Source organism: Goekera deserti (genome assembly GCF_010685995.1).
GTDB classification, from domain to species: domain Bacteria; phylum Actinomycetota; class Actinomycetes; order Mycobacteriales; family Geodermatophilaceae; genus Goekera; species Goekera deserti.
Window position 1 is genome coordinate 265680 of the sequence record NZ_JAAGWK010000009.1, and the last position, 13290, is coordinate 278969.

At 72.0% G+C, this 13290-nt stretch carries 15 protein-coding genes; 10 read left to right on the plus strand and 5 right to left on the minus strand.

The genetic code is table 11. From position 1 onward, the window contains the following. Window positions 1–429 carry a response regulator gene (locus G1H19_RS05620; RefSeq protein ID WP_235928005.1) on the minus strand — a complete coding sequence of 143 codons (429 nt, stop codon included), beginning with the start codon at window positions 427–429 and terminating at the stop codon, window positions 1–3. 146 nt (window positions 430–575) lie between these two features. Here G1H19_RS05620 and ctaE point away from each other — a divergent pair, with 146 nt between their 5' ends. The 4 genes from ctaE to qcrB are packed head-to-tail and all read left to right on the plus strand — an operon-like array spanning window position 576 to window position 4927. Next, complete coding sequence (gene ctaE, locus G1H19_RS05625; RefSeq protein WP_235928006.1) at window positions 576–1190, plus strand: aa3-type cytochrome oxidase subunit III; 615 nt, start codon at window positions 576–578, stop codon at window positions 1188–1190. 7 nt (window positions 1191–1197) lie between these two features. Beyond that, window positions 1198–2100: a cytochrome bc1 complex diheme cytochrome c subunit gene (qcrC, locus tag G1H19_RS05630; protein ID WP_235928007.1), complete on the plus strand. Its 903-nt coding sequence runs from the start codon at window positions 1198–1200 to the stop codon at window positions 2098–2100. Beyond that, window positions 2097–3212 carry a cytochrome bc1 complex Rieske iron-sulfur subunit gene (qcrA, locus tag G1H19_RS05635; protein ID WP_235928008.1) on the plus strand — a complete coding sequence of 372 codons (1116 nt, stop codon included), beginning with the start codon at window positions 2097–2099 and terminating at the stop codon, window positions 3210–3212. The genes qcrC and qcrA overlap by 4 nt, the downstream gene beginning before the upstream one ends. Continuing rightward, window positions 3212–4927: a cytochrome bc1 complex cytochrome b subunit gene (gene qcrB / locus G1H19_RS05640; protein WP_152728677.1), complete on the plus strand. Its 1716-nt coding sequence runs from the start codon at window positions 3212–3214 to the stop codon at window positions 4925–4927. The genes qcrA and qcrB overlap by 1 nt, the downstream gene beginning before the upstream one ends. A 1010-nt stretch (window positions 4928–5937) precedes the next feature. Here the strand turns inward: qcrB and G1H19_RS05645 are convergent. Beyond that, on the minus strand, window positions 5938–6339 hold the full coding sequence (locus G1H19_RS05645; protein WP_162392569.1) for a cytochrome c oxidase subunit 4: 402 nt from the start codon (window positions 6337–6339) through the stop codon (window positions 5938–5940). A 78-nt stretch (window positions 6340–6417) separates the two neighbouring features. Then, a complete protein-coding gene (ctaC, locus tag G1H19_RS05650) occupies window positions 6418–7299 on the minus strand; it encodes an aa3-type cytochrome oxidase subunit II (RefSeq protein WP_162392570.1) in 882 nt (293 codons plus the stop codon). 352 nt (window positions 7300–7651) lie between these two features. Between ctaC and G1H19_RS05655 the strand changes: the two genes are divergently transcribed. The 4 genes from G1H19_RS05655 to G1H19_RS05670 are packed head-to-tail and all read left to right on the plus strand — an operon-like array spanning window position 7652 to window position 10609. After that, complete coding sequence (locus tag G1H19_RS05655; RefSeq protein ID WP_162392571.1) at window positions 7652–8020, plus strand: metalloprotease; 369 nt, start codon at window positions 7652–7654, stop codon at window positions 8018–8020. Further along, on the plus strand, window positions 8010–8366 hold the full coding sequence (locus tag G1H19_RS05660; protein WP_235928009.1) for a DUF3817 domain-containing protein: 357 nt from the start codon (window positions 8010–8012) through the stop codon (window positions 8364–8366). Before G1H19_RS05655 ends, G1H19_RS05660 begins: the two co-directional genes overlap by 11 nt. 49 nt (window positions 8367–8415) lie before the next feature. After that, window positions 8416–10347, plus strand: a complete 1932-nt coding sequence (gene asnB, locus G1H19_RS05665; protein ID WP_152728675.1) for an asparagine synthase (glutamine-hydrolyzing) — start codon at window positions 8416–8418, stop codon at window positions 10345–10347. Between the two features lie 13 nt (window positions 10348–10360). Next, window positions 10361–10609 (plus strand): YdgH/BhsA/McbA family protein, encoded by a 249-nt coding sequence (locus tag G1H19_RS05670; protein WP_152728672.1) that lies wholly within the window; start codon window positions 10361–10363, stop codon window positions 10607–10609. A 114-nt stretch (window positions 10610–10723) separates the two neighbouring features. Here the strand turns inward: G1H19_RS05670 and G1H19_RS05675 are convergent, their stop codons facing one another. Further along, entirely contained in the window at window positions 10724–11080 is a 357-nt protein-coding gene (locus G1H19_RS05675) for a HesB/IscA family protein (RefSeq protein ID WP_152728670.1), read from the minus strand. Window positions 11081–11283: 203 nt separating this feature from the next. Here G1H19_RS05675 and G1H19_RS05680 point away from each other — a divergent pair, with 203 nt between their 5' ends. Both G1H19_RS05680 and G1H19_RS05685 read left to right on the plus strand, forming a co-directional pair. Beyond that, window positions 11284–11886, plus strand: coding sequence for a DUF3043 domain-containing protein (locus G1H19_RS05680; protein WP_235928010.1), 603 nt, complete (start codon window positions 11284–11286; stop codon window positions 11884–11886). A 53-nt stretch (window positions 11887–11939) separates the two neighbouring features. Continuing rightward, window positions 11940–12923: an aldo/keto reductase family protein gene (locus G1H19_RS05685; RefSeq protein WP_162392572.1), complete on the plus strand. Its 984-nt coding sequence runs from the start codon at window positions 11940–11942 to the stop codon at window positions 12921–12923. Between the two features lie 92 nt (window positions 12924–13015). On the opposite strand, the gene G1H19_RS05690 is transcribed toward G1H19_RS05685, so the two are convergent. Continuing rightward, a complete protein-coding gene (locus G1H19_RS05690; protein WP_152728664.1) occupies window positions 13016–13228 on the minus strand; it encodes a hypothetical protein in 213 nt (70 codons plus the stop codon). Window positions 13229–13290 lie beyond the last annotated feature (62 nt).

A 13290-nucleotide genomic window follows, 5' to 3' on the forward strand; every position in this document is an offset into this window, starting at 1 on the left:
TCAGCGCCGCGGGGCCGGCCGGCGCCCGGCGGAGGCCCGGTCACGCAGCAGGCCGGCGACGACCTCGGGGGCGACCAGCGGGTCGACCGGGTGGGCCAGCGTCCCGTCCGCCATCGACCAGTGCGCCAGCCACCGGTCGGCCTGCCGGGCGATGACCACGCAGATCGCCGGGCAGTCGGTGATCTCGTGCTTGAGCTGGCGGCTGATCCCCATGCCGCCGGTCGGCTGGCCCTCGCCGTCCAGCAGGCAGAGGTCGACGCCACCGGCGTCGACGGCGGCCACGACCTCGTCACCGCTGCTGCACTCCACCCAGTGGAGGGGCCCGACGTCCGCGGCCGGCTGCTGGCCGATGGCGGTGCGCAGGGCCGAGCGGACCTCGGCGCGGTGGCTGAAGACCAGCACGGTGGCGGGTCCGGCGACGTCGATCACACCGGCGAGCCTAGTGCCCCGACCGGGTGACACCGGCAGTGCGGCGACCGGGTCACGCACCGGCGCGCCGAGCGGTGTGATCCCTCACCCGGCGCGTTGCGCACCCGAGGTCGTAAGTGACCCCAGACCGTGCACATAATGGCCGCGTGACAACGGCTCCCCCGATGAGCAGCACCTTCGACACGTCCCGGGTGCACTCCCTGACCCGACCGAACATGGTCAGTGTCGGCACGATCGTCTGGCTCTCGAGCGAGCTGATGTTCTTCGCCGGCCTGTTCGCCATGTACTTCACCGCCCGCGCCCGGGTGGAGGGCGAGTGGCCGCCACCCCCCAGCGAGCTCGACGTCCCGTACGCCCTGGTCTTCACGCTGATCCTGGTCGCCTCGTCGGTCACCTGCCAGCTGGGCGTCTTCGCGGCGGAGAACGGCAACGTCTTCGGCCTGCGTCGCTGGTTCGCCATCACGACGATCATGGGGCTCGTCTTCGTGCTCGGCCAGGCCTGGGAGTACCGCACCCTCGTCGTCGAGCACGACACGACGATCGCCAGCTCCACCTTCGGCTCGGTGTTCTTCCTGACCACCGGGTTCCACGCACTGCACGTCATCGGCGGGCTCATCGCCTTCGTCTTCGTGCTCATCCGGTCCACCATGGGCCGTTTCACGCCAGCCCAGGCGACCTCGGCGATCGTGGTCTCCTACTACTGGCACTTCGTCGACGTCGTCTGGGTCGGGCTCTTCGTCACGATCTACCTCATCCAGTAGGGATCCGGTGTCCTCTCCGCACTCGCAGTCCGACTCCCCGCTCGACGCCGGGTTCCGCGGTCGTCTCCGCGCCCGCCTCGACCGGCGCACCTCCTCACCGGCCGACGGCCTCTCCCCCGCCGAGGCCGCCCGCGGTCGTCGCCGCTCCAAGCAGCGCCGCCGGATGACCAACGTGGCCGGCCTGATGGCCGCCCTGGTCCTCACCGGCGTCGGGTACTCCGCGCTCGCCCCGGCCAACGCCGCCGACGAGGACTCCGACATCCAGGCGTCCGCCGTCGTCGAGGGCCAGGCGCTGTACGAGAACAGCTGCATCACCTGCCACGGCAGCAACCTGGAGGGCGTGGAGAACCGCGGCCCGTCCCTGATCGGTGTCGGCGAGGCCGCCGTCTACTTCCAGGTGCACACCGGGCGCATGCCGCTGGTGCGCCAGGAGGCGCAGGCGGCCCAGAAGCCCGCCGTCTTCACCGACGAGGAGATCGACCAGCTGATGGCCTACGTGCAGGCCAACGGCGGCGGTCCCACGCTGCCCAGCGGCGACCTGCGCGCCGGTGACGTGGCCGAGGGCGGCGAGCTCTTCCGGCTGAACTGCTCCCAGTGCCACAACTTCACCGGCCAGGGTGGCGCGCTGTCCTCGGGCAAGGCCGCCCCGAGCCTGCACGACGCCAACGACCTGGAGATCTACACCGCGATGCTCAGCGGACCGGAGAACATGCCGGTCTTCGGGGACAACCAGATCACCCCCGAGCAGAAGCGCGCGATCGTCAACTACGTGCAGACCATGGGGGCCCAGGCCGACCCGGGTGGCGCCGGCATCGGACGGGCCGGCCCCGTCTCCGAGGGCCTGGTCATCTGGACCGTCGGCATCGGCGCCCTGCTCTTCGGCGTCTTCTGGATGGGGACCAAGGCGTGACCACGACAGACCACGACCGACCCGGCTCGCAGGGCGGTGCCGACGAGCCCGGCCCGCTCCACGGCGGACCGGACGACGAGTACCCGCCGGAGCGCCTGCAGCGGATGACCCGGGAGGAGCTGGACCGCCTCGGCGCCCGGCTCGACGGCGTCGAGATCCTGCACACCGAGCCCGCCCCGCCGCCCGGCTCGAAGGTGGAGAAGGCCGCGGTCCGCCAGGTCACCATCACGTTCCTGCTGGCCGGCCTGCTCTCGCTGCTGTTCCTGGTCGTCTACGCCGGCTCCGGCTGGTTCCTGCCCGACTGGGCGTGGGTGTCCTCCGACGACGGCTGGAGCGCCTACTTCACGCCGCTGCTGGGCGCCACCATGGGCGGTGCGCTGCTGCTGGTGGGCATCGGTCTGGTGCTCTACGTCAAGAAGCTGCTGCCGCACGAGACCGCGGTCCAGGACAAGCACGACGGGTCGAACTTCGACCGGGTCACCACCGGCGCCACCCTGATGGGCGGCCTGGAGGCCAGCGGCCTGCCGCGGCGCAAGCTGCTGGGCGGCGTGCTGGGCCTGATGGGTGCCGGCGTCGGGGTCATGATCATCGCCCCGCTCGGTGGCCTCATCAAGAACCCGAACACCGGCAACCCCCTCGGGACGACGTCCTGGAACACCGGCGTGCGCCTGGTCCGCGACGACGGCACACCGATCCGTCCCGGCGACCAGACCCCCGGTTCCCTGGAGACGGTCTTCCCGGCCGTGCCCGGCGGCGACTTCCAGTCCGACGCCGCCACCATGCTGATCCGCCTGCGCCCCGAGCAGATGGCGGAGAACGTGCCGAAGCAGGGGCAGGAGGACTTCGGCTACGGGGACTACGTCGCCTACTCGAAGATCTGCACGCACGCCGGCTGCCCGGTCTCCCTGTACGAGCAGGAGACCAGCCGCATCCTGTGCCCCTGCCACCAGTCCCAGTTCGACGTCACCCAGGGCGCCAAGCCGATCTTCGGCCCGGCGGCGCGCTCCCTGCCGCAGCTGCCCATCGGGCTCGACGACGAGGGCTACTTCGTGGCGCGCAGCGACTACATTGAGCCGGTAGGACCCACCTACTGGAACCGAGAGCGGATCTGATGGCCACTTCCACGGCGCCACAGTCATCGCCGGCCCGTCCGGCTCCCCCGAAGAGCCTGGCCGCCCGGGCGGCCTACCAGGTCGACGACCGCCTCATCGTCGCCGGCCCCCTGCGCCGCACGCTCAACAAGGTCTTCCCGGACCACTGGTCGTTCCTCCTCGGTGAGATCGCCCTGTACTCGTTCGTCGTACTCCTGCTGTCTGGGACCTACCTGACGTTCTTCTACGACGCCTCCATGAGGGAGGTCGTCTACGAGGGCGCCTACGCCCCGCTGCGCGGTGTGGAGATGTCCGCGGCGTACGAGTCGACGCTCGGCATCTCCTTCGACGTCCGCGGTGGCCTGATCCTGCGGCAGATCCACCACTGGGCCGCCCTGCTGTTCATGGCCTCGATCGTGGTGCACCTGCTGCGCATCTTCTTCACCGGCGCGTTCCGCCGCCCGCGGGAGACCAACTGGTACATCGGCGTGGTGCTGCTGATCCTCGGCCTCGTCGAGGGCTTCGCCGGCTACTCGCTGCCCGACGACCTGCTCTCCGGCACCGGCCTGCGGATCGCGAGCGCGATCATGCTGGCCATCCCGGTGATCGGCACCTGGGTGTACTTCGCGGTGTTCAACGGGGACTACCCGGGCGAGTTCATCATCGGCCGGCTCTACATCCTGCACGTGCTGATCGTCCCGGCGATCATCCTGGCGCTGATCGCCGCGCACCTGCTCATCCTGGTGAAGCAGAAGCACACCCAGTTCCCCGGCCCCGGCCGGACCGAGCACAACGTGGTGGGCAGCCGGCTCTTCCCGGCCTTCGCGGCCAAGGGCGGTGCCCTGTTCTTCATCGTGTTCGGCCTGCTCGCCGCCCTGGGCGGCCTGGTGCAGATCAACCCGATCTGGCTGTTCGGGCCGTACAACCCGGCGCAGGTGTCGGCCGGCTCGCAGCCCGACTGGTACATCGGCTTCCTCGACGGCTCCAGCCGGCTCATGCCGGCCTGGGACATCGAGCTCCCGGGTGACTACAACATCCCGGCGATCTTCTGGCCGACGCTGGTGGCGGCAGGCGCGATGTTCGCGGTGCTCGCCCTCTACCCGGTCATCGAGCGCCGGCTCACCGGCGACACGGCGTCCCACCACCTGCTCCAGCGCCCCCGCGACGTGCCGGTGCGCACCTCGCTGGGCGCGATGGCCCTGTCGTTCTACATCGTGCTGCTGATCTCCGGCGGCAACGACCTGATCGCCGACAAGTTCGACATCAGCCTGAACGCCATGACCTGGATCGGCCGCATCGGCTGCATCGTGGTGCCGCCCGTCGCCTACGTGCTCACCTACCGGATCTGTCTGGGCCTGCAGCGCCACGACCGTGAGGTGCTGGAGCACGGCATCGAGACCGGTGTCATCCGGCGCCTGCCCAGCGGTGAGTTCATCGAGGTGCACCAGCCGCTCGGCCCGGTCGACGAGCACGGCCACGGCCAGCTGGCCTACGGCGGCGCTCCGGTGCCGAAGCGGATGAACCAGGTGGGTGGCGCCCGGCGTGCGGTCAAGGGCTTCTTCTCCCCCCTGGAGGAGCCGTCCCAGGTGGCTCTCGAGGACGCTCGCGGTCGCGCTCTGACCGAGGGCGCGGACCAGCCCGAGCTCACCGGCTCCGGCCGGCCGAGCGACGGTGGTCGCCCGTCCGAGGGTGGTCGCCCCAGCGAGGGTGGACGCCCGCAGGAACCGCGCGACTGACTCAGCGCACCCAGCACCGCAGAGGCCCCGTACGGCACCGCCGTACGGGGCCTCTCCGCGTCTCGGGTGCCTGCGCCGCGCGCGCCGACGGGGGCGCCGGGGCCCGCTGGCTGGGCGACCCGACATGGTGCCGGAGCACCGGACGGCGCGCCGCCCATCCGCCGTCACGGACGAGGCAACGCCCACGAGGGGGCCGTGGACGACGCCGAGGCCATGCGGCGCCTGGGGACGACGGCGACGCCCACCCGGGGGCCGTGGCCGCAGCGACGGCGCCCTCCTCGGCACCTCTCCCTGCGTCGGAGAGGGCCACAGGGCAGCCCAGGGGCAGCGAGGCGCAGTGAGGCGCACGTGGTCCGCGCATCACCTCATCGCTGGCCGGCTCCGCGGCCCCCACCGGCACGTGGCCGCCCGTCCTCAGACCGGGGGCCCTCCCCCACACCCCGCTGCCGACCCGTGGCCCGTCTCCAGCCTGCCGCAACGAGGCAGCACGCGCGTGCCCGAGGAGCCCCGCGCCCGCGCCCGTGCCCGCACCCCGCAGCAGGATGCGCACGCAGCCATGGCCCGGGCCCTGCGGTCACGACGTGTCGCGCAGGCCGCTCCGGGGCCCTCGCGAGGACGTGCGGGCGGTCATCGGCGTGCCGCACAGCCCGCCCGGCTGTGGCCCCACCCCAGCTGCCCCCGTCGTGGCTGCGCCCCGTCCTGGCCGCGGCACGCCCTGGCTGCAGCACGTCGGGGGCTCGTCAGCGCGCGGCCGGGACGCTGCACGTCTCCACCAGGAGCCGTCGCACCGTCCCCGTGGGCACCGGTGGACGACGAGCTACCGGCGGGGCCGGATCAGGCGCGAGCGCCTCCGCCTCCTCCGCCAGGTCGGAGCACGTCCGCCAGGTCGGAGCACGTCGGCGCGGGTCCCGCCGTCCCGCGCCCTGCTGAGCCGGCCGCGACCACAGCAGGGCCCCTCTCCGTGGAGAGGGGCCCTGCTGGCGATCGGGATGCAGCTGGGCTGCACCTGGTCAGTGCACGGCGTTCTGGCCGCTGTAGTACTCGAAGAGCAGCCCGGCGATGGTGATCAGCAGCGCCGCTCCGGCCAGGATGATCAGCCAGGGGTAGTAGAACGCCAGGGCCACGCCCATGACGCCCGCGGAGAGCGCCAGTCCGAACGGCCAGTAGCTGCCCGGGCTGAAGAACCCCAGCTCACCGGCGCCGTCGGCGATCTCGGCGTCCTTCAGGTCCTCCGGGCGGGCGTCGATGCGTCGGGAGACGAACCAGAAGAACCCGCCGACCAGGCCGGTGAGACCCGCCGAGAGGGCCAGCGCCGTCGTGCCGATCGGCTCCCGGGACCACACGCCGTACACGACCGCCGCCACCACGCAGAACGCGCAGATGACGTTGAACATCAGGGCTTCGACCTTCACGGCTGCTCCTCCACGGGCAGGCAGGGCGGGATCCGGGGGCAGGGCGGGGCGCCCGTGACCAGGGGGTGGTTGCTGGACTCAGTCACCGGCGGCCACGGACTCCCCGACGCGGGTCATGGTCAGCGGCTCGGTGGTGGTGGAGCTGCCCGGCTGGCCGATGCTCTCCAGCGCCTGAGCGGTGGTCTGGCCGGCCTCGCGGGCGGCGATGTAGGCGTCGTAGTCCTCGCCGGACACCGAGCGCACCTCGAACTGCATGTTGGCGTGGTAGGTGCCGCACAGCTCGGCGCAGCGGCCGACGTAGGCGCCCTGCTCCCGCACGGTGACCTCGAAGACGTTGTCACGCCCGTTCTCGTTGCCCGGGATGACGTCGAGCTTGAAGAGGAACTCCGGCACCCAGAAGGAGTGGATGACGTCGGCGGACTGCACCTCGAAGCGGATGGTCCGGTCGACCGGCAGCACCAGGATCGGGACGGCGTCGCTGGTGCCCACCGTCGACACCGGGGTGCCGTCCGGGGAGTCCGGGGCCGTGTCCGAGTAGGTGAACTCCCAGTTCCACTTGAACGCGGTGACCACGACCGTCTCGTCCGGCTCCGCGCTGCGCTGCTGCACCCGGTTCTGCGTCACCACGGTGAAGAAGAACAGGACGGCGATGATCACGCACGGGACCGCGGTGTAGATGATCTCCAGCGGCAGGTTGTACGCCGTCTGCTTGGGGAGCTCGTTGCCCTTCTTGCGGTACCGGATCGCGGCGTAGGCGATCAGGGCCCACACGCCGGCACCCACGACCAGCGCGGCGATCGAGGACCCGATCCACAGGTCCCGCATCCGCACGGCCTCGTCGGTGATGCCCTCGGGCCACCCGAACCGCCAGAACGAGTTGTTCAGGTCGCACCCGCTGAGCGTCAGGACACCCAGGAGACCGAGCGCGGAGACCCGCGCGAGCTTGCTGCGTCGAGCCACTGCCCGTTGCCTCCTCGTCCTCCGCCCGGGAACACCCCGCGCGGTTGCACCGGCGGGCGGTCGCGCCGGTGCCCCGGTCGACCCGTCACCCGTCCGTGTCCAGTCCGGCCCGAGACTAGCCGACCGCGCCGACCAGGCGGCGGGACACCGTGCCGCCCACGACTGCGTCGTCGCTGGCAGGGGCCTGTGGTGCGGCCAGGAGTGCGACCGCGGCCCGCCGGGGTGGCGCAGGTCTCACCCAGCACCGGCGTCCGACGACCCGCGCGAGCCCGCCGGCCGGGCCCGGACACCCGGCTGTGACCCTGCTGGCAGCCGGTCCCCGACCTGGGGCGCGGCGGTTACAGTCGGCAGCGTGCTCCCCCGGCTGCTGACCCCGAAGTGGGTGCTCCTGCACCTGCTGGTCGTCGCCCTGTTCGTCGCCACCCTGTTCCTCGGGTACTGGCAGCTGTCCAAGGCCGAGGACGGCGGCGGGGCGGTCAACTGGAGCTACGCCCTGCAGTGGCCGCTGTACGGGATCATGGGTGTCTGGTTCTACCTGAAGATGATGCGGCTGGAGATCAACCGCGACCCCGACGAGGACGAGCCGGGCAACGCCGTCGTGCTCTACCAGCGGCCCCGGATCGACACCACCGGAGACCCCGAGATGCAGGCGTACAACGCCTACCTCGCCGAGCTCAACGAGCGCGCGCTGCGCGGCAGGAGCGACGACCGTGCCCGCTGACCGGACCGGGACCCCCCGCCGGAGCACCGGCCCCGCGTCGGTGGAGCCCGCCCTGCAGCGCTACCGGGTGATGGCCCTCGTGGTCGGCGTCATGCTGCTGGTGCTCGTCCTGGTCGCCGTCCCGCTGCGGTACGGCTTCGACGTGCCGCAGGTGTCGAAGGTGGTCTCGCCGCTGCACGGGTTCCTGTACATCGTCTACCTGGTCGCCGCCTTCGACCTGGCGATGCGCGCACGGTGGACGGCCAAGGGCACGGTCCTGGTCCTGCTCGCCGGCGTCGTCCCGTTCCTGTCCTTCTGGGCCGAGCGCCGGGTGACCGCGCAGGTGCGCGCCGGCCTGCCCCTCTGATCAGGGCCCTCCGCCCCACCGCACCGACGACCTCCCTGGAGCCCCCTGCATGTGCGGCCTGCTGGCCTACCTGTCCACCGACGCCGACCGGGTCACCGAGCCCGTCGTGGGCGACGTCGGCCGCGCGCTGACCTGCCTGCACCACCGGGGACCCGACGACACCGCGGTGTGGTCCGACGAGCGGGCCGTGCTCGCGTTCAACCGGTTGTCGATCATCGACGTCGACGGCAGCCCGCAGCCGCTGGCCTACGCGGTGGACCGCTACCGGATCATCTTCAACGGCGAGATCTACAACTACCCGGAGCTGCGCACCGAGCTGCAGGCCGCCGGCGCCACCTTCGCCACCGAGGGCGACACCGAGGTGATCGTCGCCGGCTTCCACCTGTGGGGCGAGGCCGTCGTCCCCCGGCTGCGCGGGATGTTCTCCTTCGTCATCTGGGACACCCACACCCGGACGGCGTTCGGCGCCCGGGACCCGTTCGGCATCAAGCCGCTGTTCACCGCGCGGCTGGCCGACGGCGGGCTGGTCTTCAGCTCGGAGAAGAAGGCGCTGCTGGAGCTGCTCGGCGGCAGCGAGGGCGCCGGCGGGGTCGACGCCGCGTCGCTGCAGCAGTACCTGACCCTGCAGTACGTGCCCGAGCCGGCCACCATGCACCGCGGCATCACGCGGATCGAGAGCGGCACCAGCTTCACCGTCGCCGACGGCGAGCTGCGCACGACCCGGTACTTCCACCCCACCTTCCCGGTGCGCCCGGTCGCGCCGCAGGAGCGCCAGCCGCTGTACGACCGCATCGCCGCGGCCCTGGACGACTCGGTCCGGGTGCACATGCGAGCCGACGTCACGGTCGGGTCGTTCCTGTCCGGGGGCATCGACTCCACCGCGATCGCCGCGCTCGCCAAGCGGTACAACCCCGACCTGCTCACCTTCACCGTCGGGTTCGAGCGGCAGGGCTACTCCGAGATCGACGTCGCCGCGGAGTCCGCGGCCGCGATCGGGGTCCGGCACATCACCAAGGTGGTGACGCCGGAGGACTTCGCCGAGGCCATGCCGCTGGTGGTCTGGTACCTCGACGACCCGGTCGCCGACCCGGCGCTCGTGCCGCTGTACTTCGTGGCCCGGGAGGCCCGCAAGCACGTCAAGGTCGTGCTGTCCGGCGAGGGGGCCGACGAGCTGTTCGGCGGGTACAACATCTACCGCGAGCCGCTGTCGCTGGCCGCGTTCGAGCGGATGCCGGGTGGGGTGCGCCGCGCCCTGGGCGCGCTGTCCACCCGGATGCCCGACGGGATGCGCGGCAAGGACCTGCTGCGTCGCGGGTCCATCCCGCTGGAGCAGCGCTACTACGGCAACGCCCGGCTGTTCCGCGAGCAGGACCTCGGCCTGCTGCGGCACCACGACTCGGCGCTGTCCCACCTCGACGTCACCCGCGAGCTGTACGAGCGCACCCGCGCCGCCGGCTACGACGACGTCACCGCCATGCAGTACGTGGACCTGTTCACCTGGCTGCGCGGGGACATCCTGGTCAAGGCGGACAAGGTCACCATGGCCAACTCGCTGGAGCTGCGCGTGCCGTTCCTGGACCCGGAGGTGTTCCGGGTCGCCGGCACGATCCCGGTCGACCAGCGGGTCACCCGGGAGACCACCAAGTACGCGTTGCGCCGCGCCCTCGAGCAGATCGTGCCGCCGCACGTGCTGGAGCGGCGCAAGCTCGGGTTCCCGGTGCCGATGCGGCACTGGCTGGCCGACGGACTGCACGACTGGGCACGCGGCGTCGTCCAGGACAGCCAGACCGACCAGTGGCTGGACAAGGCCCAGGTGCTCGCCATGCTGGACGCGCACCGCGCCAACACGGCCGCCGGCTCACCGGTCGACCTGTCCCGCAAGCTGTGGGCCGTCCTGGTGTTCATGCTCTGGCACGGCGTCTTCGTGGAGGAGCGGATCCGCCCGCAGATCCCGGCAACCGTGTACCCCGTCCGGCTCTGAGGCCGGTGCGACGGTGACCAGGACCGGGCGGCGGCTGGCGGTCGCGCTGATCGTCGGCGGGCTGGGGCTGGCCGGCTGCTCCGGCACGGACGGCGAGCCCACCCCGGCCCCGGTCACGACCGGGCCCTCCGACGGCGGTCCGGCGCCCACGGCCCCGAGCGGTCCCGGCACGGTGACGCTGCCGCCCGGCTCGACCGTCCCGCCGCCCAGCACGCCCGGCGGCGGCATCCCGATCCCGAGCGACCCCCTGCCGGACGCCTGACCCCTACGACGACGCGACACCCCGACGACGCGACGGCGCCCGCCCCCGCAAGGGGACGGGCGCCGTCGTGGTGGTGGGGGTCTGCCGGGGCGGTCGGTCAGCCCCGGCGGTCGATCAGGAGAACGAGTCCCCGCACGCGCAGGAGCTGCCGGCGTTCGGGTTGTCGATCGTGAAGCCCTGCTTCTCGATGGTGTCGACGAAGTCGATGGTCGCGCCGCCGAGGTACGGACCGCTCATCCGGTCGACGATCACCTCGACACCGCCGAACTCGTGCACCTGGTCGCCGTCGAGGAACCGCTCGTCGAAGAAGAGCTGGTAGCGCAGACCGGAGCAGCCGCCGGGCTGCACGGCGATCCGCAGCCGCAGGTCGTCACGGCCCTCCTGGTCGAGCAGGGCCTTGACCTTCAGGGCGGCCGGGTCGCTCAAGATGACGCCGGTCGAGCCGGGGGCCTGCGTGTCCTGCACGGTCATGTCCTGTCCTCCACACTGATCGTCTGTCCCGCGGTCGGGTGCCCCTGCGGAGCGTTCCTGCCGGGAGCAACACCGCCATGGCGGAGCTGCTTCCCACTGTACGGGCCCGCGGCCCCTCGCAGGCACGGACGACCGGATGTCACCCCCTCGCACCGGGGGTGAGTCGCTGGGAACCCACCCCTGCTGGACGTAGAGTCCGGTGCGTGAAGTTCCGTCTCCCCGGCCGGTCGCGCGCCGCCGCAGCACCCGACCCCGCAGTCGACCTGACCGAGCAGCAACTGGTCGCCGCCGGGAAGGGGCGCCCGACGCCCAAGCGCGCCGAGGCCCAGGGCCGGCGGCAGGGCCCGGTGCCCCCGCCGCCGACCACGCGCAAGGAGGCCTACCGGCGGATGCGGGATCAGCAGGCGGCCCAGCGCGCGAGCGGCCGGGGCGCCGTGCGCGGCGTCGACGCCGACCTGCCCGCCCGTGACCGCGGACCGGCCAAGAAGCTCGTCCGCGACATCGTCGACTCGCGCCGCAACGTCGGCAGCGTCTTCCTGCTGCTGGCCCTGTTCCTCATCGTCAGCCTGGTGGTGCCCAGCGAGGCGTTCAAGAGCTACAGCAGCCTGGTCGCCCTGCTCTTCTTCGTCGCGCTGGCCGTCGACTCCGTGCTGCTGCGCCGCCGGATCAGGACGCTGGTCGCCGAGCGGCTGCCCAACGCGACCGACAAGCCCGGCAGCCTGGTCTGGTACGGCATCAGCCGGTCCACGATGATCCGCAGGTGGCGATTCCCCAAGGCCCAGGTCGGCCTCGGGGACGAGATCTAGCAGGTCAGGCCCCGCTGCACCGGCCCGTTCGGGCGCTCGTACTGTCGGGAGACGTGGAACACCGACGCCTCGGCCGCTCAGGCCTGACCATCTCCGAGATCGCGTACGGCAACTGGCTGACCCACGGGAGCCAGGTCGAGGAGGACGCCGCGCACGCCTGCGTGCACGCGGCCCTCGACGCCGGCATCACCACCTTCGACACTGCGGACGTCTACGCGGGCACCAAGGCCGAGTCCGTCCTCGGGCGGGCACTGAAGGGCCAGCGCCGCGAGGGGCTGGAGATCTTCACCAAGGTCTACTGGCCGACCGGTCCGGGTCGCAACGACCGCGGCCTGTCCCGCAAGCACGTCACCGAGAGCTGCAACGCCTCCCTGCAGCGGTTGCAGACCGACCACATCGACCTCTACCAGGCCCACCGGTACGACAGCACGGTGCCGCTGGAGGAGACGATGACCGCCTTCGCCGACCTCGTGCGGGCCGGCAAGGTGCTGTACGTCGGGGTGTCCGAGTGGCGCGCGGAGGAGATCACCGCCGGCGCGGCGCTCGCCCGGGAGCTGGGCATCCAGCTGATCAGCAACCAGCCGCAGTACTCGATGCTGTGGCGGGTGATCGAGGAGGAGGTCGTCCCCGCCAGCGAGGAGGCCGGGGTGAGCCAGATCGTCTGGTCGCCGATCGCCCAGGGTGTGCTCACCGGCAAGTACCTGCCCGGCGAGGCACCGCCGGCCGACAGCCGCGGCGGGCACGAGAAGGTCGGCGGCTCGATGAAGCCGTTCCTGACCGACGACATCCTCACCCGCGTGCAGCAGCTGAAGCCGATCGCCGGCGACCTGGGGCTGTCCATGGCGCAGCTGGCCATCGCGTGGGTGCTGCAGAACCGCAACGTGGCGGCTGCCATCGTCGGCGCCAGCCGCCCGGAGCAGGTGCACGACAACGTGCAGGCCGCCGGTGTCACCCTCCCCGCGGAGGTGCTGGCCAGGATCGACGAGGTGCTCGGGGACGTCGTGGAGCGGGACGCGGGCAAGACCGCCCGCGGCTGAGAAAGGACCCCTCTTCCCCCCACCACTCGCAAGCTCGCGGCGGGACCCTGAAGAGGGGCCGGATGACGGGCAGGCCCCAGGGGGCCTGCCCGTCACGCGGCGGTGAGGCCCATCGGGCCGTAGACCGGGTCGTCGCCGTTGTAGAGGACGACGGCCTGCACGCCGCGGGCCAGCAGGTCGCGCCAGTTCTCCCCCAGCCAGGACTCCGAGTCGCCCTGGTTGTCGATCTCCGGGACCTCCACCCCCAGCGTGGCCGGGTCGATCGTCTCTCCCGCACCGTCCTGCAACTGCCACGTCCAGCTCATGGCCGCGACGCTAGTGACCTGGACCGGCCCTGACCAGGCGGGGCCGGTCGCGGGCCGGACGA

Excerpts from the sequence above, each read along its gene's own strand:
- G1H19_RS05690 (WP_152728664.1), bottom strand. The coding sequence starts at position 13,228 with ATGAGCTGGACGTGGCAGTTGCAGGACGGTGCGGGAGAGACGATCGAC.
- G1H19_RS05675 (WP_152728670.1), bottom strand. The coding sequence starts at position 11,080 with ATGACCGTGCAGGACACGCAGGCCCCCGGCTCGACCGGCGTCATCTTG.
- qcrB (WP_152728677.1), top strand. The coding sequence starts at position 3,212 with ATGGCCACTTCCACGGCGCCACAGTCATCGCCGGCCCGTCCGGCTCCC.
- asnB (WP_152728675.1), top strand. The coding sequence starts at position 8,416 with ATGTGCGGCCTGCTGGCCTACCTGTCCACCGACGCCGACCGGGTCACC.